The following is a 21,344-nucleotide window of genomic DNA, read 5'->3' as shown; positions in this document are numbered from 1 at the left end:
CCGCCGCACCGCAGCCTCCGGGCCGTGCGCCGCCGGGGCGGAACGCCGCCCGCCGCTCCCTGTCGCCAGCCGCACCCCGCGGCCGTTCCCGAGTGCCGCCCCTGTGTCTGCCACATCCTCCGCCCTGCCCCCCTCCCCTTCTCCCGTCACGTCCTCCGCCGAGCGGTCGCCGTCCGCCCGGCCCGAGGTCCCCGTCGACCGCTCGCCCTGGCGCAGCCTGCGCTACCGCAGCATGCGGTGGTGGGCGGCGGCCAGCCTGGTGTCCAACGCCGGCACCTGGATGCAGCTGACCGTCCAGAACCTGCTGGTCCTCCAGATCACCGGATCCGCCGCCGCCACGGGACTGTCCATCTCGGTGCAGGCCGCTCCCGGTCTGCTCTTCGGCCTGCTCGGCGGCGCCGCGGTGGACCGCTGGCCCCGCAAGCTGACCGCGGCCGTGAGCCAGGCCGTCCTCGGAGCCGTGGCCCTGGTGACCGCCGTCCTCGTCGGGCTGGACCTGCTCAACCTGCCGGTGCTGATGGCCCTGGCGGCCGTCACGGGTCTCATCGCCACCGTCGACGGACCGGCCTGCTCGCTGCTGGGCAATGACCTCGTGCACACGCGGGACGTGCCCTCGGCCATCGGCGTGGGCTCGCTCGTCCACAGTGCCGGAAGGCTCATGGGTGCCGCGCTCGCGGGCATCGCCGTCGGCGTCATGGGCACGGCCTCCGCCTACGTGGCGAACGGCCTGTCGTTCCTGTTCGTGGCCGGTGTCATCCCCTTCCTCAAGCCGGTCCGGCCAGCGGCCCCCGTCGCCGTCCCGCAGGCGGCGGCCCCCGCCGCCGAGACGCTGAGCGCCCGCCAGGGGCTGGCCTACTTCATGAGCCGTCCCCGTCTGGTGGCGCTCGCCGCCATGAACGCGGTGAGCGCGCTCTTCGGCCGCAACTACTCGCTGACCCTGGTCGTGCTCGTCGCCGGCCCCCTCGCGGGCGGCGCCGGTTCCTTCAGCAAGGTCTCGACCGTGCTGGCCGTGGGCGGCCTGCTCGGTGCCGTACTGGGAGCCAGGCTGCGCAACCCCGGCGTCCGGCTGGTGGGGGTGCTGACGGCTGCCGGAGGACTGCTCCAGGTCCTCGCGGGCGTGTCCCCGTCCCTCGCCGCGCTGATGGTGATCGTCCTGCCGATGGCCGTCGCGGAGTCGGTGGCCGACACGGCGCAGTCCACCGTCCTGCAGACCGACCCCCCGGCCCGGATGCGGGGCCGTGTCCTGGGCGCGTGGTCCAGCATCCGGACGGTGTGGAGCCTCGCGGCGCCGCCCACGCTCGGCCTGCTGATGGAGCTGGCGGGAGTCCGGGTCACCCTGGTCGCGGGAGGTCTGATCGTGGCGGGCGCCGTCACCTGCGGCTACCTGCTCAAGGGCCGCCGGCCCCGGCGCGCGACGCCGCCCGTCGTGATGGCGGAGCCCGCCGTGTCGCGCCCGGCCGCCCCGGTGGCGGTGGGCACGGCGGCCTGACGGCCTTCGGCCGGATCCTGCCGGGTACGGCTTCCCGGTCCGGGCACTGCCGGTTACGGCGTTCCGGTCCGGGGCCCGGCAGGTACGTCCTTCCGCCGGGTCCGGGCGGGGGCCGGCGTGCGGCCGGGTCCCGGCGGGGGCGGTGTTCCTGTCCGGGCACTGCCAGGTACGGCAATCCCCTCCGGGCCCCGGCGGGGGCGGCTTTCGGCCGGGTCCTGGCGAGGGCGCCCTACTTGTCCGGGTCCTGCCGCGTCCGGCCGGTCCGGGCACTGTGAAGTACGGCGGACCGGGCTGCGGCGGGCCCCGGTAGGCACCCCCGTGGGCCGGCCCTCTCGCCGCAGCCGCCCCCTGACCAGCGCGCGCGCCGACCGCACCCGGCGCAGCACGCGGGGCTGAGCCGGCCCCGTGCGCACCGCCGCGCCCGGGACGGACACCCGGCGGGCGGCCGATCCCGGAGGTGACCGGGCCGCGCTCACCGGCCGCGTCGCCGGGACCCGCGTCCGTCCCGGCCCTGTGGGCCGTGCGCCGGCCGGGTGACCGGCATCCGGGCCAGTCCCGGCCCTGTGGCCGGGCGTACCGGCCGGGTGACCGGGATCCGGCCAGACCCGGCCCCGTGGGCCGTCTGCCGGCCCGGTCGCCTGGCACCCCGGCCGACCGGGCCATATGGCCGCGCGCCCCGCATGCCGTCGCGCCCGCACGGGTAGGCGCCGGGCATGAAGAGCCCCGATGCCGGCGGGCACCGCTTCCCGCCGCTGCCCGATGACGGCTCGGGGCAGGCGCGGACCCCGCGTGCCCGGCGCGACGCGGACCGACGGCTGTCGTGAGGCTGCGGACCAGTGATCCCCACGCGCCCGGGTGGCGGCGGGTACGCCACGGGCGCGGTTTCCGGTACCTGGACACCCACGGGCGGCCCCTGCCGGAGGCGGACGTCGAGCGGGTCCGCGCGCTCGTGATCCCCCCGGCCTGGCGGGAGGTCTGGATCTGCCCCTGGCGCAACGGCCACATCCAGGCCGTGGGAACGGACGCGGCGGGCCGGCGCCAGTACCTCTACCACCCGCGCTTCCGTGAGCAGCAGGACGCCGCGAAGCACGAGCACGTCCAGCGCGTGGCCCGGGCACTGCCACGGCTCCGGGAAGAGGTGACGCGGGACCTCGCGGGCCGCGGACTGTCCCGCGTACGGGTCCTGGCCTGCATGACGCGCCTGCTTGACCTGGGGTTCCTGCGGATCGGCGGCGAACGCTACGCCCGGGAGAACGGCAGCTACGGCCTCACCACCCTGCTGCGCGAGCACGCCGTCTGCCGCGCCGGCGAGATCCGCCTGCGCTTCCCCGCCAAGTCGGGCCGGACGGTCGACCGTACGCTGGTCGACGCCCAGGCCCACGCGGTGGTCCGGGCGCTGCTCCGCCGCGAGGACCCCGGCCCGCGGCTCTTCGCGTACTGGGAACGGGGCGCGTGGCACGAGGTCCACGCCGAGGACCTCAACGCCTACCTGCGGGAACGGGCGCGGGAGGACGTGACCGCGAAGGACTTCCGGACCTGGTACGCCACCGTCCTGGCCGCGGTCGCCCTGGCGGTCTCCGAGGCCACCTCGGACGCCTCCCGCGCCCGGCGCGGCAAGGTCGTCGCGCGGGCCGTGCGCGAGGTGAGCGAATACCTGGGGAACACGCCCGCCGTATGCCGGGCGTCCTACATCGCCCCCCGTGTCATCGAGCTCTACGAGGAGGGCGAGACCGTCGCCGCCTCCCTCGGCGAGCTGGGCGAGGACGGCCTCTTCGGCCGGCCCGCCACCCACGGCGCCGTGGAGCAGGCGGTCCTGGACCTCTTGCGGACGGGCCGGGCCTGAAGGGGCGATGGGACGCCCGGGTACGGGTAGGCGCCGGACATGGAGACGACCAACCCCCTGGCAGTCGTCACCGGTGCGTCGAGCGGCATCGGTTACGAGCTGGCCAGGCAATTCGCCGAACACGGCTTCGACCTGATCATCGCCGCGGAGGACGACGCCCTCGCCCCGGCCGCCGCCACCCTGACCGGCCACGGCACCCGCGTGGAGGCCGTCCGGACCGACCTCGGCACCCGGGACGGCGTCGAGGAGCTCCACCGCGCCGTCACGGCCACCCGCCGGCCCGTGGCGGCCGTCGCGATGAACGCGGGCGTCGGGCAGGGCGGACCCTTCCTGCGGACCCGTCTGGCGGACGAGCTGAAGATCATCGACTTGAACATCACGTCCACCGTCCACCTCGCGAAACTGCTGCTGCCGGGCATGGTGGAGGACGGGGAGGGGCGCGTACTGATCACGTCGTCGATCGCGTCCACCACGCCCGGCTCGTTCCAGGCCGTGTACAACGCCGGCAAGTCGTTCCTCCAGTCGTTCGCCCAGGCGCTCCAGAACGAGCTGAAGGACACCGGGGTCACCGTCACCGCGCTGATGCCCGGCCCTACCGACACGGAGTTCTTCGCACGGGCCGGCATGCTGGACACGAGGGTCGGCCGGTCGCGGAAGGACGACCCGGCCCAGGTGGCCGCGCGGGGTTTCCAGGCGATGATGGCCGGCAAGGACAAGGTCGTCGCCGGCTCCTGGAAGACCAAGGCCCAGGGCCTGGCCAACCGCGTCCTGCCCGACAGCCTGAAGGCCCAGGTACACCGGGGCATGGCGGAACCCCGTTCCGGCGCGCACGGCTGAACGGCGCCGCGGCCCCCGCGACGCGCAGACCGAAACGATCCAGGAGCGGAAACCCCTGTCTCACACCCGCTCCGGATGGCAGTCTCTACTCCTCGGAAGCGTCGTCCTGGGGGGATCACGAGTGATGGAGCCGGGTACCGGCATGGGCCTGCGGGGCCGCAGCGGCATCCTGTCCCTGGTCGACGCGTGCCTGAAGGAGAGCCCGGCGGCCGAGCGGCCCCTGACCGTGCTCCTCGGTCCCGCCGGCAGCGGAGCCAGCGAGGCGCACAGCGCGCTCATGGAGCACTTCGGGCCCGACTACCCCTTCGCCTTCGTCAACTTCGGCGGGGCCCAGTCCCTGCTGCCCCGCTACGCCCTCGGCCTCCTGGCCCGCCAGCTCGAACGCAAACTGCCCCGCTACGGCCGCTCCCACTTCCCGCTGCTCAGCCTCGGCCTGCTCGCCTCCGACCAGGAACTGAGCATGCGCAGCCTTCCCGAAGGACGGCGCGCGGTGCAGCGCCGGCTCGACCGGTTCCAGGAGGAGAACGAGGCCAGGCACGGCGACTACCTGGCCGCGTTCTTCGAAGTCGGCATGGGCGCGGTCGGCATGCCCGAAGGCGCCTCCAACGCCGCACTCGCCCTCTTCCAGGACGCCCTGCGGCGCGGCCGCCGCACCGTGCCCGGACTGTTCGGCGGCCGGCTGGGCAACCGGCTCACCGCCGGAGCCCACTGGTACGGACGCCACCCCATGACCCGCAGCGCGGACCCCATGGAAGCCCTCGTGGAACTCAACCTCTGGCGGCACGAGGGCGACGAGAACGAACAGGAACGGCTCGACCTCATCCTCTTCTCCGCCTTCCTGGAAGACCTCAGACGCAACACCGCCCGCAACTTCATGCCCCGCTCCTACCTGCTGCTCCTCGACAACTCCCACACCGAGTACGGCCGCCGCTTCCTCGACCTGCTGCTGCGTTCCCGCCACGACGAGACGGTCGTCGCCGGCCGTACGAGCGACCCGCTGACCGTCGTCGCCAGCTCCAACCGCTGGCTGCCCCGCTGGGGCCCGGCCACCGGGGAGTCCTGGCCCTGGCAGCTGCGCGGACCCGACCGGGCCTCCCTGGCCGACTGGAACGCCCACCGGCCGACCCGCGACAGCGAGGACTCCTGGTGGTACCCGTTACGCCTGCGCGACCTCAACCTGGACGAAGTGCGGATCCGGATCGAGCTCCAGCTCGGAGGGCACAGCGACCTGGCCCCGCTGACCCGCCTCACCCCCTTCGTGCACCGCCTCACCGGAGGCCTGCCCCGCGCCGTCCACCAGGTACTCGACGTACTGCGCCAGGCCGGGCCCCCCAGGGAGCCGGGTCCGGGGCAGGACCGCTGGCTGCGCACCCTGCCCGACCGGCCGCTGCGCACCGGGGAGGACTCCGCCACCCTCGCCGACACGGCCCTCGGCCACCTCCTGCGCGACTTCGACAGGACCCAGCGCACCGCCCTCGCCGAATGCGCCGCAGCCCGGGACTTCTCCGTCGCCACGCGGCTGCTCAGCCCCGACGACTCCCTCTTCGGCGACATCCGCTCCCGCTGGCTGCTGAGCGGGCCCGTCTCCGTCGTCCCCGTACTCCACCCGTGGCTGCGCCGGCTGCTGCTGTGGCGGCTGGCCGCACGTCCCGACGGGTGGGACGCCGTGCACGAACTCCTCGCGGAGTACTACCACGGCGAGGGCAAGCCGGTGCAGGAGATGTACCACCAGCTCGCCCGCGGCCGGACCGAGGAGGTCACCACCCACCTGGCGCGGCGCTTCACCGCCGTACCGGCCGCCCAGTGGATCGCCGAGTTCGACGCGATCACCGCCGCGCCGAACCGCCTGCCCGCCGACAGCGGACCCCTGGAACTCCTCGCGGGACTCGTCCCCCGCCGGCCCGGGCGGGTGATGGACACCGAGTCCGTGATCCACACCCTGGTGACCACCCGCTGGGTGTGGAGCGATCCGCTCGCCGACCCCGCCATGCGGCTCAACGACATGATCGCCGACGGCTACACCCAGCTGTCCCAACTGCGGAGGAACGACATCGTGGCCCTCTTCAACGAGGCGGAACGGTACCGCCACTGGCGCGATCCCCAGACCGCCGGCTGGGAGGGCTGAGCACGTGCCCAGACTCGAATGGCCCCTGCACGTCGTGCGCCGCGTCGCCCTCGCCACCGCGGTCGTCGTCGCGCTGGCCGCCGGGCTCTGGCTGGGCCTCGGCTGGCTCCAGGACCGCCAGGCACGATGCGGTGACGGGGTCGTCGAACGGGGCGCGCAGGACGAGTGCGTCGGCGTGACCGACGGCTCCTACGTCTTCGCCCCGCACCTCGACGCCGTCAGCGAGAAGATCGAGGAGGAGAACCGCAGGGTCCTCGCCAACGCCGGCGACGAACCGTACGTCAGCGTCGCCTACTTCACCTCCTTCACCACCACGGCCGAGGACAGCAACTCCGCCGAGGGCGTCCGCCACGAACTCCAGGGCGCCTACCTCGCCCAGTACCGGCACAACCGGGGCGACCTCGCCGCCACCCCCAAGATCCGCCTGCTGATAGCCAACCCCGGCAGCAGGTCCACGCAGTGGAAGCACACCGTCGACGAGCTGATCGCACGCAAGGACTCCCCGGACCGGCTCGTCGCCGTGGCCGGCCTCGGCCCCAGCACCAACGAGAACCTCGCGGCCATAAAACGCCTCTCCGAACACGGCATCGCCATGGTCGGTGCCACCCTGACCGCGACGAACATCCAGGACATCAACGGCTTCGTGCGGATCGCCCCCACCAACGAGGACGAGGCGTACGCGGCCGCCGGCTACCTCAAACGGCACGGGGTCGCCACCGCCGTCGTCCTCCAGGACGTGGCGGCGGGCAACCTCTACGCCTCGACCCTGGGCACCGCCTTCACCAAGGCCTTCCACGACGGCGACAAGCACCGGCTCGTCTCCGAGCGGATGACCTACGACTCGTCCGTCAGCAGCGCCTGGCAGAACGAGCTGCGCTACATGCCCGGCCAGTTGTGCCAGCAGCGGCCCCAGCTCGTGTACTTCGCGGGCCGCGGCCGCCACCTCACCCACTTCCTCGACGCGCTGTCCAACCGCAGCTGCACCGACCAGCAGTTCACCGTGTTCGCCGGGGACGACACGACGAACCTGAGCGCCGAGCAGCTCGCCCACGCCGCCGAGACCGGCATCCAGGTGCTCTACACCGGCCTCTCCCACCCCGACATGTACCGCTCCGCGCCCCAGGCGGTGTCCGCCCCGTCGGCGAAGAACTTCCAGCCGGGCGGACTGCTGCACCAGTGGTTCCCGCACGACCCGCGCGAGGACGGCGGGGCCCTGATGGGCCATGACGCGGTCCTCGCCGCGGCCCACGGCATCCAGATGGCCGCCCGCTGGCAGGGACAGGTCGCGGGCGACGCGGTGGCCCGGATGTTCCACCAGATGGACGGCACCCAGCAGGTGGCCGGCGCGAGCGGGTTCATCTCCTTCCAGAACAACGGCAATCCGCGCAACAAGGCCGTCCCGATCCTGCGCCTCAACGGCAAGGGCCAGGTCGAGTTCGTCGAGGTGTCCGCGGCGGAGGGCAAACCACCGCAGGAACAGTGACGCGGGCCGTCAGGCCGCGACCCCGACGGCGAGGGCGCCGATCCCGGAGTGGGCGCGCGGAACGTTCCGGCGGGCCGCGGGAAGGGGCCGGCACCGGGGTGCTCCGATCGTGGACCGGCGGGACGGGCCCGTCCGGCCGGGACGGGTGCACGGGCGTGATCAGGGGCACGGCACCGCACCGGATCCGGCCTCCCGCGGCGAGGGCGCGTCCGTCCCCGGTGCGGCCCCGTCCGCCGGGCGGTGTCAGTAGCGCAGGGCCGTGCCGGTCCGGGCCTTCACCGTGCCGGACAGTTCGTGCGTGCTGCGCGCGGTGCCCCGGCCCGTGCCCCCGCCGGCGACGTCCGCGACCGTCACCACGACGGTGTCGAGGACCTTGCCGCCCTCGTCCTCGAATTCGACCTGCACCGCGAAGGACTTCTGCCCCTCGTCGGTGTTGCGTACGGTCACGGGGACCGACGTACGGCCGTCCGTGTCCTTCGTCACCGTCCCCAGGGTCACCTGGTCCTTGGCGTCGACCCCGTCCTTGACCTCGGCGAGCTTGTCCTTGGCCACGGCGGCGGCGGACTCGGCGGCCCTCCCCGCCTCGGCGGCTGCCGACGAGACGGCCTCGCCGGCCGACTTCACCGCCTCGGCGGCGCTCGACACCGCCCCGGACGGCACGCCGCCGTCCGAACAGCCGGCGGCGCCGAGCACCACCGCCGCCAGTACCACCACGCCCGCCGCCCCACGCATCCACACGACCGCCGCCACCACGCCTCCAAGGGTCTTCCGGGCTCCCAGTCAAAACCCCGGCGGCCCGGACGCCCACCGGAAGGGGCAACCGGGTGACCGCCGGAACGGGCGGCTCCTCCCGCGGCTCCTCGCGCGCCCGCCCCGCGACCTGTGGGCCGGCTGTGAAACCGGGCGGTACGGGAGGTGTGGTAAAAGAGCCGTGCCGAGAAGTTCTATATTCGTATGAAGCATCCACGCGCGGCCCGGCTGCGGAGATTCAGGGGGGTACGACCGCGATGGCCGAGACCGACGCCGGCACCCGGGCGAAGTCCCGTACGGCCCGCAAGGCCCGCCGCAAGACGCGCAACCGCAAGCGCCTGGGCATAGCCGGGGCCGTACTCGTCGCCGGCGGGGCGGGCGTCGCGTTCGCGGTCGGCTTCCCGGGATCCTCGGAGGCCGAGCGCGACGCCAGGCTGGCGGCCCCGGCGGGTGCGGGCGCGGTGACCGGCGGGCCCGGCATCGGCAAGGGCCCCAAGCCGGACTGGGACGGCAAGGTCGAGGTTCTGGGCGACGGCTCCACCTCCTACACCGGGCCGCAGCCGGGACAGCTCAAGCCCGAGAAGCTGAAGCCGGGCGAGAAGCCGCCGCAGTTCGTGGTCTTCTCCTGGGACGGCGCGCTGGAGGGCGACGACCACCTCTTCTCGCACTTCCGCAAGGTGGCCAAGCAGAACAAGGCCCACATGACCTTCTTCCTCACGGGCATCTACCTGCTGCCGGAGAGCAAGAAGTCGCTCTACCGCCCGCCGCAGCACGGCCAGGGCGCGGCCGCCATCTCGTACCCGACCGTCCCGCACGTGCGGTCCACGATCCAGCAGCTGCGCGGCGCCTGGACCGACGGCCACGAGATCGGTTCCCACTTCAACGGGCACTTCTGCGGCCCCAAGGGCGGCGGGGACTGGAGCCCCGAGGAGTGGAAGAGCGAGATCGACCAGACGTACGCCTTCATGAAGGGGTGGAAGACCAACACCGGCTTCACCGGTGAGGCACCCCTGCCGTTCGACCCCGACCGGGAGGTCGTCGGCGGCCGCGCGCCCTGCCTCGAGGGCCAGAAGAACCTCGTGACCGCGATCAAGCAGTACGGCTGGCGCTACGACGCGAGCTCCTCGGGCGACTTCCAGATGTGGCCGTCCAAGATGGACGGCATCTGGAACTTCCCGCTCCAGCTCGTCCCCCTGCAGGGCAAGGAGGTGCAGGTCCTCTCCATGGACTTCAACTTCCTCTACAACCAGTCGGGCGACAGCACCCAGGGCGACCCGTCGAAGTTCGCCGCCTGGCAGGCGCAGGTACGCGGCTCGTACATGAACGGCTTCAACCGCGTCTACAACGGCAGCCGGGCGCCGATGTTCATCGGCAACCACTTCGAGGACTGGAACGGCGGCATCTACATGAAGGCCGTCGAGGACGTGATGAAGGACGTCTGCAACCGCCAGGACGTGCGCTGCGCGTCCTTCCGGGAGGTGGCGGACTGGATGGACGTCCAGGATCCGAAGGTCCTGGCCCAGCTGCGGATGCTCGACCCGGCCCAGGCGCCGGACTGGAAGGCGCTCATCAAGTGACCCGGGCCGGCGCGGCCGGGACGGCCGGCTCCCGCCGGGCCCGTCGTACGGCGCGCCGCCCGGGGCCACCGTACGACGGCCCCGCCTACTTCACGGCCTTCGCGTAGTCGGCCCACAGGCCGACCGCCCGCGCGCTGCCGGGCGTCGTGGGGGCGTCGCCGGCCAGCCCCGTCAGCGGCAGCGGGATCAGGTCCAGCAGCGACATCCGGTAGACCACCACGGCCGTGGTCTCCTGCGCGGTGGTGCCCACGAACCAGCCCGCGGTGTTCGCCGCGGTCGTGCCGGTCTTGCCCGCCGCACCCGGCTGGGCCTTGGCCGCGGCCTTGGCCGAGCCCTCGCTGACGGCCGCCCGCAGGGCCTCCGTCACCGTGCGCGCGGTCTTCTGCGACATCGCCCTGACCGCCTTCGGCGGGTCCAGCGGCACGGTGGCGCCGGCGCGGGTGGCCGACCGCACCGAGTAGGGGTCGGTGTGCATTCCGTCCGCCGCGAAGGTCTGGTAGGCGCCGGCCATCCGGATCGCGCTGGGCGTGGAGTTCTCCCCGAGGGCGAAGGTGGGGATCCGCTGCCCGAGGCTCGAGGCGAGCAGCCCCGAGCGCTCGGCGTACGACTCCACCCGGTCGAGCCCGACGTCGAGGCCGAGCTGGAGCATGGGGGTGTTCACGGAATGGGCCACCGCCTGCTGGAGGGTGATCTGGCCCCAGCTGCGGTCGCCCTCGTTGTGCCCCTTGACCACCTTGCCGCTGCGGTCCCAGTAGGGACCCTCGGGCGTCTGCACCGTCGCCTGGTCGTTGCCGTCGTACACGCTGGAGGGGGAGACGGGGGTACGGGCCTGGCCGCGCGTGCGCAGCACCCCGTCCTCGAGCGCGGCGGCGTAGACGAGGGGCGTGAACACCGTGCCGGCCGGGATGGTCGTCGCGTTCGCCTCGTTGAAGCCCTGCTTCAGGTAGTCGGGGCCGCCGTACACGGCGAGCAGCCGGCCGTCCCGGGCCACACTGGCCGCGCCGATCTTCGCGTACTTGTCGGTGTCGGGACGCCGCTCGGGGTCGATGTCCTTCTGGGCCTGCTGGACCGCGGCGGTCAGGGCCGCCATGCGGTTCTTGTCGAAGGTCGTGTAGATCTGGTAGCCGCCGAGGTCGAAGTCGGACTCCTTGAGGTGTCCGGCCTTGATCGCGTACGCCTTGGCCATCTCCACCAGGTAGCCGTTCTGGGCCCCGGGCATGCCGACGAGGGAAGCGGCCGAGGGCTCCGGGAACTTCGTGTACGTGGCGCGTTCGGCGGGGGAGAGGTGGCCGGTCTCGACCATGCGGTCCAGGATCCAGCTCCAGCGCTCGACGGCCCGCGCGTGGTTCTCCTTGCCGAGGGAGGGGTCGAAGAGACCGGCGCCCTTGAGGAGGGAGGCCAGGAAGGCGCCTTCGCTGGCGTTGAGCTGCGAGACGTCCTTGCCGTAGTACGCCTGGGACGCGCGCTGGATGCCGTAGGTGCCGCGGCCGAACCAGCTGGTGTTGAGGTAGTCCTCCAGGATCTGCTTCTTGCCCGCGCGGCTGTCCAGCTTCACGGCGAGCAGCAGCTCGGTGAACTTCCGGGACAGGGTGCGGTCCTGGTTCAGGTACGCGTTCTTCACGTACTGCTGCGTGATGGTGGATCCGCCCTGGGTCTCACCACCGGTCACCGCGGCGCGGATCGCGCGCAGCACGCCGGACGGGGAGACGCCGGGGTCGGAGTAGAAGCTGGCGTTCTCGGCCGCGAGGACGGCTCCCTGGACCTTCTCGGGCACCTTCGCCAGGGGCATCTCCTGCCGCTGGACCCAGCCCGTGCGGGCCATGGTGGAGCCATCGGACCAGTAGTAGACATTGTCCTGTTGCGTGGCGAAAGAGTTGAGGTCGTCGGGTATGTCCGTGGTCGCGTAGGCGATGCCGACGAAGCCCGTCATGCCGACGAACAGGTACAGGAGGGCGCCGGCCCACTGGCGCCCCGAGGGGACCCACCGGCGCCAGCCGTCGCGCCCCGGCCTCGGGTACGCCGGCCGCAGACGGCGCAGCGCGGGGCGCGCCGCGGCGAGGACCGGCGCGAGCGCCGCCGGGAGACGGCCGGCCGGACCGGTGCCGGACCGCGCCCGGCGGCTCCCGGACTTCCTGCGGCGGCCCGAGGCGGCCGCTCCGCTGTCCTTCGGGGCCGCCCGTCTGCCCCGCGATCGCCCTCTTGAGGACATGTCCTGCCCGCCCACTCCGAATGCCCCCCGTACTGTGCTTCCGCCTACACCCTAGATGCATCTCCTGTGAAGCCGGCGGGGAGGTGGGGTGAAGGCGGACGGGCCGCGGGGACGATGTCCCGTCCGGAAACGGAAGCGCGCGGACCGGCGCCTGGCATGATCATTGCCGGGCGAGAGGGGACGAAACGGAACACGGCCACGGCGTCGCCCAGTTGTGCGAAGATTCCGTCGCCCGGTCCGTGCGGACCGGGTGACAAGGGGATGCACAGTGATACCTAAGAGGTTCAGGCTGGCCGCCATCGGCGCCCTGACCGTGGCCATGGCGTCCGGCAGCCTGTTCGCCTACTCCGCGAGCGCGGGGACGACGGAGGAAGCCGACCGCGCCACCGCGGACGCCTTCGCCCGCATTGCCGACGACGTGCTCTCGCAGCGCACGCAGGCCCTGGTCGACGGTCACGTGCGGCACCGTGAGGCCGCGCCTTCCTCCAAGAAGAAGGCCCGGCTGTCGGACAGGCTGAAGAAGGACGAGCACGCGGCCATCGCGTCGCTGAAGTCCCGCAAGACCCGCCTCGCGGAGCTCGGTGAGGCCTACACGGCCGCCGACACCAGCGTCGTGGTGGACCGCGCCACCCTCACCGGCGGCAAGGCGACCGTGCAGGTCACCGAGCAGACCACGCTCACCTACGAGAAGGTGCGGGGGGACGAACCGGACACCACCGACTTCAAGACGCGCTACGAGCTGACCCTGACGGGCAAGAAGGGCGGCTCCTGGGAGCTGACCTCGATCAAGTCCCAGGACAGCGCGAACGCCCCCGTGGCGGTCAACGAGCCCGTGGCGGCAAAGGTCGCCGTCGTCAAGGACGACGGCAACCAGTACCCGGACGGCACGCCCGCGTCCACGAAGTACCCGGCCACGCCGAATCCGAAGAAGACCACCGGCGGCGCGTACGACTACAACGCCATGGCGAAGTACGCGGAGAAGTACTGGAGCAACTACAACCCGGCGTACCGGAAGTTCAACGGCGCCGGCGGTGACTGCACCAACTTCGTCAGCCAGTCGCTGAAGGCCGGCGGCTGGAAGCCCGTTCCGGGCACCTCCTCGGACTACCGCAACTGGTGGTACGACGGCACCCGCCAGTCCGTCTCCTGGATCGGCGTGAACGAGTGGGCCTGGTTCACGCTCTCCAACCAGCGGGCCACGAACCTGGCGAACGTCTACCAGATGGACATCGGTGACGTCATGCAGGTGGACTTCAACAAGGACGGGTCCAAGGACCACTCCATGATCGTCACCTACCGCAGCCGTGCCGGGATGCCGTACCTCACGTACCACTCCACGAACACGTACCGGAAGTCGCTCGCGAGCATCATCGCGTCCTACCCGGACGCGCGCTACTTCGCGTACCGCACCTGACGGTCGCCCTCCTGGGGCCCCTCCCGCCGGCGGAAGCCGGCGGGAGGGGCCCCTTTTTCGTGCCCGCCGAGCGGGGCGCGGGAGCCGGAGGGTCCGGCTCCCGCCCGGCGCCGGGTCAAACCTCCAGTTGCCCAAGATCACTGCATCGAGGTAATGGCCTCGGCATTTCAAGGTCATCCGGGTGGGCCGCTGGTTACTGTTCCCCGAGATCTGGACGGATTCCCGGATATTCGCCCCCATTTTTTTCCTTTTCACCGGTGACGTGCCCCTGTGTCCCTCGCCGCGCGTACGAAGGAGAGCTCGCCCTCATGACCGTTGACACCAGCCCCGAAGCGCAGCTGGATCCGCCGCAGCAGTCCAGCCTGAGCACGGCGGCCGCCCGCAACCTTGCCTCCACGACCAAGTCCGCCCCGCAGATGCAGGAGATCACCTCCCGGTGGCTGCTGCGGAGCCTGCCCTGGGTGGAGACCAAGGGCGGCACCTACCGCGTCAACCGCAGGCTGACCTACACCGTCGGCGACGGACGCATCGACTTCGTCCAGGACGGTGCCTCGGTGCGGGTGATCCCCCGGGAGCTCGGGGAACTGGCCCTGCTGCGCGGTTTCGACGACCTGGAGGTGCTGACCGCCCTCGCCGGCCGGTGCGTCCAGCGCGACTTCCGGGCCGGTGAGGTGCTCGTCGAACGCGGCGCCCCGGCCGACCGGATCCACATGATCGCGCACGGCCGCGTCAGCCAGACCTCCCTCGGCAAGTACGGCGACGAAGTGGCCGTCGCCACGCTCGCCGACGGCGACCGCTTCGGCGAGAACGCCCTCCTCGACACCGACGCCGACTGGGACTACACCGCCACCGCCGAGACCCCAGGCACCCTGCTCAGCCTCTCCCGCGAGGACTTCGCGGCCCTGGCGTCCTCGGCGCCCAGCCTCCAGGCCCACATCGACCGGTTCAGCTCGCTCCCGCAGCAGCGGCAGAATCGTCACGGCGAGGCCGAGATCGCGATGTCGGCCGGCCACACCGGCGAGCACGAGCTGCCCGGCGCCTTCGTCGACTACGAGCTCAACCCCCGCGAGTACGAGCTCTCCGTCGCGCAGACCGTCCTGCGGGTCCACACGAGGGTCGCCGACCTCTACAACGGCCCGCACAACCAGACCGAGGAACAGCTCAGGCTCACCATCGAGGCGCTGCGCGAGCGCCAGGAGCACGAGCTGATCAACAACCGGGAATTCGGCCTGCTCCACAACGCCGACTTCAAGCAGCGGATCCAGACCCACTCCGGCCCGCCCACCCCGGACGACCTCGACGAGCTGCTGTGCCGCCGCCGCGGGACCAAGTTCCTCTTCGCCCACCCCAAGACCATCGCGGCGATCGGACGAGAGTTCAACGCGCGCGGGCTCTACCCGGACCACGTCGACGTCGGCGGTCAGCAGGTCCCGGCGTGGCGCGGAGTGCCGATCCTGCCCTGCAACAAGATCCCCATCAGCAAGGAGAACACCAGCTCCATCCTCGCGATGCGCACCGGCGAGGACAACCAGGGCGTCATCGGCCTGCGCCAGACCGGTCTGCCCGAGGAGTACGAGCCGGGCCTGTCGGTGCGCTTCATGGGCATCAACGAGCAGGCGATCATCTCCTACCTGGTCACCACCTACTACTCCGCCGCCATCCTGGTGCCCGACGCCCTCGGCGTCCTCGAGAACGTACAGATCGCCCGCAGGCGCGACTAGGCCCTGTCGTCGAAGTCCCGCCTGGCCCGCGGCCCCCGGCACCGCACCTCGCCGCGTTGTCGCGGCCGCAGCGGCCCGGCAATATCCCGGGCGGGCCGCGCGCGCCCGGGATCCGGGCCACCTCACCCACCTCACCAAGGAGTCACGGATGCCCGAGCCCGGGCCTTCCCCTCTGCAGTCGGGCCTGCCCTCCGCCGCGGCGCACCTCGGGGCGCACGTCCTCCCCAACGTCCTGGGTGCGGGCCGCGCCCCGGACCACGCCCCCGCCGCCGGGGCGGCGGCCGCCGAGGCCGTCGTGGCGGCACCGGTCGCCGAAGCCCCCGTCGCCGCCCGCCCCGCCTTGCCGACCGCACCCGTCCTGCCCTTCGGCACCGCCCCCGCCCCGGGAGCGGTACCCGCACCCGCGGAGGACGCCGCGGCGGTGGGGCAGGCGGACCCCGCCGCCCTGCAGCGGATCCTGCGCGGGCCCAGCGGCCTCGGCACGGCCGCCCTGCACCTGGCCCCGCCCGCGCGACCGGCGGCGCCCGCCGCACCGGCGGCGGGGCGGCCCGTCCCCGGCCTCTACCACCACCCCGTGCCGGAGCCGGACCCGGTACGGGTCGAGGAGGTCAGCCGCCGCATCAAGCGCTGGGCGGTGGACGAGGTCCAGGCGTACCCCCCGGAATGGGAGGACCAGTTCGACGGCTTCTCCGTGGGCCGCTACATGGTCGCCTGCCACCCGGACGCGCCGACCATCGACCACCTGATGATCGCCACGCGGCTGATGGTCGCCGAGAACGTCGTGGACGACGTCTACTGCGAGGACCACGGCGGCTCGCCCGTCGGTCTCGGCGGAAGGCTCCTGCTGGCGCACACCGCCCTCGACCCCCTCCACACGACGCGGGAGTACGTGCCGGCGTGGGAGGAGTCGCTCTTCTCGGACGCCCCGCGGCGCGTATACCGCTCGGCCATGGAGTACTTCGTCCGGGCGGCCACCCCCTCCCAGGCCGACCGGTTCCGGCACGACATGGCCCGGCTGCACATGGGGTACCTCGCCGAGGCCGCCTGGGCCGAGACGGAGTACGTCCCGGAGGTGGCCGAGTACCTGGCGATGCGCCAGTTCAACAACTTCCGGCCCTGCCCCACCATCACCGACACCGTCGGCGGCTACGAACTCCCGCCGGAGCTCCACGCCCAGCCCGCCATGCAGCGGGTCATCGCGTTCGCGGGGAACGCCGCGACCATCGCCAACGACCTCTACTCGTACACCAAGGAACTCGACTCCCCCGGCAGACACATGAACCTGCCCGTGGTGATCGCCGAACGCGAGGGCCTGTCCGACAAGGACGCCTACCTGAAGGCCGTCGAGGTCCACAACGACCTGATGCACGCCTTCGAGGACGAGGCCGCCCGACTGGCCGCGGCCTGCCCCGTACCCACCGTGCTGCGCTTCCTGCGGGGAGTGGCCGTATGGGTCGACGGCAACCACTACTGGCACATGAGCAACACCTACCGTTACAGACTGCCCGATTTCTGGTAAGGACGGACTTATCCGTGACTAGCACTGATCTCACCACCGCCACCTCTGCGGCCGGCTCCCTGCCCATCCCCGCGCCGAGCACCCCCTACCAGGGGGACATCGCCCGCTACTGGAACGACGAGGCCAGGCCCGTGAACCTGCGCCTGGGCGATGTCGACGGCCTTTACCACCACCACTACGGCATCGGCGACATCGACCACGCCGCCCTCGGTGACCCCGCGGACAGCGCATACGAGAAGAAGCTGATCGCCGAGCTGCACCGGCTGGAGTCGGCCCAGGCCGAATTGCTCCTGGACCACCTCGGCCCCATCGGACGCGACGACACCCTCGTGGACGCCGGCTGCGGCCGCGGCGGCTCGATGGTCATGGCCCACCAGCGCTTCGGGTGCAAGGTGGAGGGCGTCACCCTGTCGGCCAAGCAGGCCGACTTCGCCAACCAGCGCGCCCGCGAACTCGGCATCGAGGACCACGTCCGCGCCCGGGTCTGCAACATGCTGGGCACCCCCTTCGAGACCGGGCAGGCCGCGGCCTCGTGGAACAACGAGTCGAGCATGTACGTCGACCTGCACGACCTCTTCGCCGAGCACGCCCGGGTCCTCGCGGTCGGCGGCCGCTACGTGACCATCACCGGCTGCTGGAACCCCCGTTACGGCCAGCCCTCCAAGTGGGTCTCCCAGATCAACGCCCACTTCGAGTGCAACATCCACTCCCGCCGGGAGTACCTGCGGGCCATGGCCGACAACCGCCTCGTCCCGCAGGCGGTCATCGACCTGACCCCCGACACCCTGCCCTACTGGGAGCTGCGGGCCACCTCCTCCCTGGTCACCGGCATCGAGGAGGCGTTCATCAACTCCTACAAGGACGGCTCCTTCCAGTACGTCCTGATCGCGGCCGACCGCGTCTGATCAGGCACTGACGGGGCTCCGGCCGAGCCCCGGCCACCGCCCCGAGGGGCCGGGACCGCCAGCCGACGGACCCGGCCCCTCCCCGGCATGTGACCATGGCCCCCGGTCCATCCGCACCACCTGGGGGAAGCATGTCCACCCGCACCACCGCCGCGCGTTCGCTCGCCGCCGCGCTCGCCGCGCTGTTCGTCCTGTCCGGCTGCACCTCACCGGACAAGAGCCCGCGGCCGGCGGGCAGTTCCCCTGCGGGCACTGCGGCACCCCCGGCACCGGGCGGCACGGGGGGCGGGTACGAGGGGCCGCGGCCGCAGGACCAGAACCTGCTGGCGTGGACCGGCGACCCCAACGACGCGGGGCACGTCACCGCGCAGTCGGCGGCCGGCGTCGGTGGACGGGTCACCCTGGTCCGGGTCGTCCTGCGCCAGGAGATCACCTGGTCGAACATCTGGCTGGGGCTGGCCGGACTCGACCAGGGGGCCCGGCTGTCCGACTGCTACCTCGGCGTGTACGACGCCACCGGCACCCTGCGCGCGGCCACTCCCGACATCTCCCCGCAGCTGATGACCGACCCCGTCGCCAAACCGCTCGCCCTGGCCAAGCCGTTCACCGCCGCCCCCGGGACCTACTTCATCGCCCTCCTCCTCAACGGCGACTGGGCCACCAACGCCCTCACCCTGAAGTCCACGGGAGCCGGCATCTCGGTCAACGCGGGCCTCACGCCCCCGAACCTGCGCTACAGCACCATCCTGACCGGCCAGAGCTCCCTGCCGCCCACCGTGAACCTCGCCGAGCAGTCCACGAGCACCATCAACACCGGCTGGGGCAGCCAGTGGTACGGGATCTCCTGACCCCGGCACCGACCGGCCCGGCCCGGTCCCGGCCCTGATGACCCCGGCCCCGGCCGGCGGGCGGCACGCGTCCCGCTCGCCGGCCGGGCCGGAGGTCAGGCCGCCACGGCCTCCGGGTGCGCCTGCCGGGCCGGCGCGGCGAGACGGCCCGTGCGGTCGAGTCCGTACAGCGCGGCCGTGCAGCCGAGGCCCAGGACGAACAGGGCCAGCCAGGGGAGCGCCGACATCCCGGCCGAGCGGGCCGCGTCGAGCGCCGCCCCGGTGAGCAGGTTGCCGACGGCGATGCCCACACCGCAGACCGTGTTGTACAGGCCGTAGTGCGTGGCGACGAGGCGGTCGCCGCAGAGGCGGACGATGGTGTCCATCTCGAAGGGGTACGCGATCATCGTCCCGGCGGCCAGCAGCAGCGCCGACAGCACCGGCGGCACCGCCGCCAGCAGCCGTGTCCCCCACTGCGACTCCGGTAGGGGCAGTGCCGTGGCCGCCAGCAGGGGCAGGAAGGCCACCCCCATGGTCAGCAGGCCCGCCGCCAGCGCCCGGCCCGGCTCCAGACGGGCCTTGCACCAGGCCGTGACCCGGGTCTGGAAGAGGATCGTGCTCAGCCCGGACACCGCGAAGAGCACCGCCACCGAGGCCGTCCCGAAGCCGCCCTCACCGCCGACCCGCCGGACCTCCAGCGGCAGCGCCATGTAGACCTGGAAGGTCATCACGTACGAGCCGATCATCGCCACGGAGAACAGCAGGAACGGGCGGTTGGCGAGGATCCCGCGCCACTGGACCAGCACCCCCTCCCGGGGGCCTCCGGCGCGCTCGGCGGCGTCGTTGCCGCGGCGGGCCGGCAGGGCGCGGATCTGCACGACGCTCAGCACCGCGAAGATCCCCGCCGCCACCAGGCAGGTGACGCGGAAGTCGACGCCCGTCAGCACCATGCCCACCAGCGGGCCCAGCAGGATGCCGGCCTGGTAGAAGACGTTGAACAGGGCGAAGGCCTCCACCCGGCGCTCGCCCGCGTCGGCCGCCAGATAGGCGCGGGTGGCCGGGTTGAACAGGGCACCGGCCAGGCCGGTGGCCGCCGAGGCGGCGATCAGCGCCGGCACGGAGTCGACCAGCCCGAGCGTCGCGAAGCCGGCGATGCGCAGCGCGAGCCCGGTGATGATCATCGGCTTGTAGCCGAGGCGGTCGGCGAGGGTGCCGCCGATCAGGAACATGCCCTGCTGGCTGAAGTTGCGCACGCCGAGGATCAGCCCGACGGTCCAGCCGGCCAGCCCCAGCGGCCCGGCCAGGTGCGTGGCGAGGTAGGGCATGAGCATGTAGAAGCCGAGGTTGATGGTGAACTGGTTCACCATCAGCAGCTGGACGCTGCGCTCGTACGTGCGGACCTGCGCGAGGGTGTCCTTCATCACGCCGCGACCTCCGGCGCGCGCAGGGTCAGCGGGTCCACCACGTTCGTGCAGCGGGTCCAGCGGGTGACCTCCTTCTCGTCCAGACGGCCGATCGTCTCGGGTTCGGCGGCGGGGGGCGAGTCCATCAGCCCGTGGGCGGCGCAGTAGTCGTCGTCGTACACGGTGCCGAGGTAGCGCTGCGGGCCGTCGGGGAAGACCGCGGCGATCCGGGTGTCCGCGGGCAGGGTCCGGGCCAGCCAGCCGGCCACGAGGGCGACCGCGCCGACGCTCCAGCCGCCGGCGGCGTAGTGGGACGCGGCGAGCTGGCGGCAGGTCCACACGGCCTCGCCCGGCGCGACCCAGTGCACCTCGGAGAACTGCTCGTACGCGACGTTGCGCGGGTAGATGCTCGAACCGAGACCGCGCATCAGACGGGTCCGTGCGGGCTGGCCGAAGATGGTGGAGCCGACGGTGTCCACGCCCACCAGCTTCAGGTCGGGGTAGAGCTGGCGCAGCACCCGGGAGACGCCCGCCGAGTGCCCGCCGGTGCCGACGCTGCACACCAGGACGTCGATGTGGTGGAGCTCGGTGGCCAGTTCGAGGGCCAGCGGGGTGTACGCGGTGGTGTTGTCCGGGTTGTTGTACTGGTCCGGGCACCAGGAACCGGGGTGCTCCCCCAGCAGCTGGGTGACGCGGTCGCGGCGGGCCTGCTGCCAGCCGCCGGTGGGGTGCGGCTCGGAGACGACGTCGACCTGTGCCCCGTACGCCGTCAGCAGGCGGATCATCGACGGTTCCAGGCCGGGGTCGGTGACCAGGGTGACGGGGTGCCCGTGGACCATGCCCGCCAGGGCGAGGCCGAGGCCGAGGGTGCCGCTGGTGGACTCGATGATCCGGGCGCCCGGCTCCAGCTCGCCCCGCGCGCGGGCCCGTTCGACCATGTGCAGGCCGGGGCGGTCCTTGATGCCGCCGGGGTTGAAGCCCTCGAGCTTCGCCCAGAAGCCGCGTCCCGCCGGGGCCAGGGGCTCCGAAACGCGCAGCAGGGGGGTGTTGCCGACCAGCCCGGAGATTCCGGTGCGGGCGGGAGGGGTGACGTCGGTGGCCGAAGAATGCATTGTTCCGCTCTCGTTTGATGGTGCTTCGGGTGGTCGCGCTCGTGGGAATGCCGAGCCGGGGCAGGGCAGGGTCCGCCCGTTGGGCATACGTCAGCCGTTGCGAACGGGCTTACGGGAGCGGACTAGAGCC

15 protein-coding genes are annotated in these 21,344 nt (G+C 72.4%); 11 read left to right on the top strand and 4 right to left on the bottom strand.

Going from position 1 to position 21,344, the window contains the following annotated elements:
• Window positions 1-103: 103 nt before the first annotated feature.
• The 5 genes from ACZ51S_RS04970 (at window position 104) to ACZ51S_RS04950 (ending at window position 7,777) form a co-directional block, all read left to right on the top strand.
• Window positions 104-1,489: an MFS transporter gene (locus ACZ51S_RS04970; RefSeq protein WP_468474859.1), complete on the top strand. Its 1,386-nt coding sequence runs from the start codon at window positions 104-106 to the stop codon at window positions 1,487-1,489.
• Between the two features lie 820 nt (window positions 1,490-2,309).
• Window positions 2,310-3,332: a DNA topoisomerase IB gene (locus tag ACZ51S_RS04965; RefSeq protein WP_468474860.1), complete on the top strand. Its 1,023-nt coding sequence runs from the start codon at window positions 2,310-2,312 to the stop codon at window positions 3,330-3,332.
• Window positions 3,333-3,371: 39 nt separating this feature from the next.
• Complete coding sequence (locus ACZ51S_RS04960; RefSeq protein WP_468959738.1) at window positions 3,372-4,169, top strand: SDR family NAD(P)-dependent oxidoreductase; 798 nt, start codon at window positions 3,372-3,374, stop codon at window positions 4,167-4,169.
• A gap of 124 nt (window positions 4,170-4,293) precedes the next feature.
• Complete coding sequence (locus ACZ51S_RS04955) at window positions 4,294-6,294, top strand: hypothetical protein (protein ID WP_468474862.1); 2,001 nt, start codon at window positions 4,294-4,296, stop codon at window positions 6,292-6,294.
• 4 nt (window positions 6,295-6,298) lie between these two features.
• A complete protein-coding gene (locus ACZ51S_RS04950; protein ID WP_468959735.1) occupies window positions 6,299-7,777 on the top strand; it encodes an ABC transporter substrate-binding protein in 1,479 nt (492 codons plus the stop codon).
• A gap of 243 nt (window positions 7,778-8,020) precedes the next feature.
• Here the strand turns inward: ACZ51S_RS04950 and ACZ51S_RS04945 are convergent, their stop codons facing one another.
• Window positions 8,021-8,530: a hypothetical protein gene (locus tag ACZ51S_RS04945; protein WP_468474864.1), complete on the bottom strand. Its 510-nt coding sequence runs from the start codon at window positions 8,528-8,530 to the stop codon at window positions 8,021-8,023.
• Window positions 8,531-8,784: 254 nt separating this feature from the next.
• On the opposite strand from ACZ51S_RS04945, the gene ACZ51S_RS04940 reads away from it, so the two are divergent.
• Window positions 8,785-10,104: a polysaccharide deacetylase family protein gene (locus tag ACZ51S_RS04940; protein ID WP_468959733.1), complete on the top strand. Its 1,320-nt coding sequence runs from the start codon at window positions 8,785-8,787 to the stop codon at window positions 10,102-10,104.
• A gap of 85 nt (window positions 10,105-10,189) precedes the next feature.
• Here the strand turns inward: ACZ51S_RS04940 and ACZ51S_RS04935 are convergent, their stop codons facing one another.
• Window positions 10,190-12,313: a transglycosylase domain-containing protein gene (locus tag ACZ51S_RS04935; RefSeq protein WP_468959730.1), complete on the bottom strand. Its 2,124-nt coding sequence runs from the start codon at window positions 12,311-12,313 to the stop codon at window positions 10,190-10,192.
• A gap of 268 nt (window positions 12,314-12,581) precedes the next feature.
• Here ACZ51S_RS04935 and ACZ51S_RS04930 point away from each other — a divergent pair, with 268 nt between their 5' ends.
• The 5 genes from ACZ51S_RS04930 to ACZ51S_RS04910 all read left to right on the top strand — a co-directional run bounded on the left by ACZ51S_RS04930 (window position 12,582) and on the right by ACZ51S_RS04910 (window position 18,720).
• Window positions 12,582-13,727: an amidase domain-containing protein gene (locus ACZ51S_RS04930; protein WP_468959728.1), complete on the top strand. Its 1,146-nt coding sequence runs from the start codon at window positions 12,582-12,584 to the stop codon at window positions 13,725-13,727.
• 308 nt (window positions 13,728-14,035) lie between these two features.
• Window positions 14,036-15,448 (top strand): family 2B encapsulin nanocompartment shell protein, encoded by a 1,413-nt coding sequence (locus ACZ51S_RS04925; RefSeq protein ID WP_468474868.1) that lies wholly within the window; start codon window positions 14,036-14,038, stop codon window positions 15,446-15,448.
• Between the two features lie 148 nt (window positions 15,449-15,596).
• A complete protein-coding gene (locus ACZ51S_RS04920) occupies window positions 15,597-16,967 on the top strand; it encodes a family 2 encapsulin nanocompartment cargo protein terpene cyclase (RefSeq protein WP_468474869.1) in 1,371 nt (456 codons plus the stop codon).
• Window positions 16,968-16,981: 14 nt separating this feature from the next.
• A complete protein-coding gene (locus ACZ51S_RS04915) occupies window positions 16,982-17,872 on the top strand; it encodes a geranyl diphosphate 2-C-methyltransferase (RefSeq protein WP_468802540.1) in 891 nt (296 codons plus the stop codon).
• A 131-nt stretch (window positions 17,873-18,003) separates the two neighbouring features.
• Complete coding sequence (locus ACZ51S_RS04910) at window positions 18,004-18,720, top strand: hypothetical protein (protein WP_468474871.1); 717 nt, start codon at window positions 18,004-18,006, stop codon at window positions 18,718-18,720.
• Between the two features lie 95 nt (window positions 18,721-18,815).
• Here ACZ51S_RS04910 and ACZ51S_RS04905 read toward each other — a convergent pair whose 3' ends face one another.
• On the bottom strand, window positions 18,816-20,120 hold the full coding sequence (locus ACZ51S_RS04905; protein ID WP_468959724.1) for an MDR family MFS transporter: 1,305 nt from the start codon (window positions 20,118-20,120) through the stop codon (window positions 18,816-18,818).
• Window positions 20,120-21,214, bottom strand: coding sequence for a PLP-dependent cysteine synthase family protein (locus ACZ51S_RS04900; RefSeq protein ID WP_468474873.1), 1,095 nt, complete (start codon window positions 21,212-21,214; stop codon window positions 20,120-20,122). Before ACZ51S_RS04900 ends, ACZ51S_RS04905 begins: the two co-directional genes overlap by 1 nt.
• Window positions 21,215-21,344 lie beyond the last annotated feature (130 nt).

The sequence above is a fragment of the Streptomyces sp. NPDC034043 genome, from assembly GCF_055575675.1.
The sequence above is the reverse complement of the archived record's forward strand: the minus strand, read 5'-3'. Positions and strand labels throughout refer to the sequence as shown.

Bases quoted from the DNA above. Each gene is read 5' to 3' on its own strand.
- ACZ51S_RS04960 (WP_468959738.1), top strand. From the start codon at position 3,372: ATGGAGACGACCAACCCCCTGGCAGTCGTCACCGGTGCGTCGAGCGGC.
- ACZ51S_RS04955 (WP_468474862.1), top strand. From the start codon at position 4,294: ATGGAGCCGGGTACCGGCATGGGCCTGCGGGGCCGCAGCGGCATCCTG.
- ACZ51S_RS04940 (WP_468959733.1), top strand. From the start codon at position 8,785: ATGGCCGAGACCGACGCCGGCACCCGGGCGAAGTCCCGTACGGCCCGC.
- ACZ51S_RS04935 (WP_468959730.1), bottom strand. From the start codon at position 12,313: ATGTCCTCAAGAGGGCGATCGCGGGGCAGACGGGCGGCCCCGAAGGAC.
- ACZ51S_RS04925 (WP_468474868.1), top strand. From the start codon at position 14,036: ATGACCGTTGACACCAGCCCCGAAGCGCAGCTGGATCCGCCGCAGCAG.
- ACZ51S_RS04920 (WP_468474869.1), top strand. From the start codon at position 15,597: ATGCCCGAGCCCGGGCCTTCCCCTCTGCAGTCGGGCCTGCCCTCCGCC.
- ACZ51S_RS04910 (WP_468474871.1), top strand. From the start codon at position 18,004: ATGTCCACCCGCACCACCGCCGCGCGTTCGCTCGCCGCCGCGCTCGCC.
- ACZ51S_RS04905 (WP_468959724.1), bottom strand. From the start codon at position 20,120: ATGAAGGACACCCTCGCGCAGGTCCGCACGTACGAGCGCAGCGTCCAG.
- ACZ51S_RS04900 (WP_468474873.1), bottom strand. From the start codon at position 21,214: ATGCATTCTTCGGCCACCGACGTCACCCCTCCCGCCCGCACCGGAATC.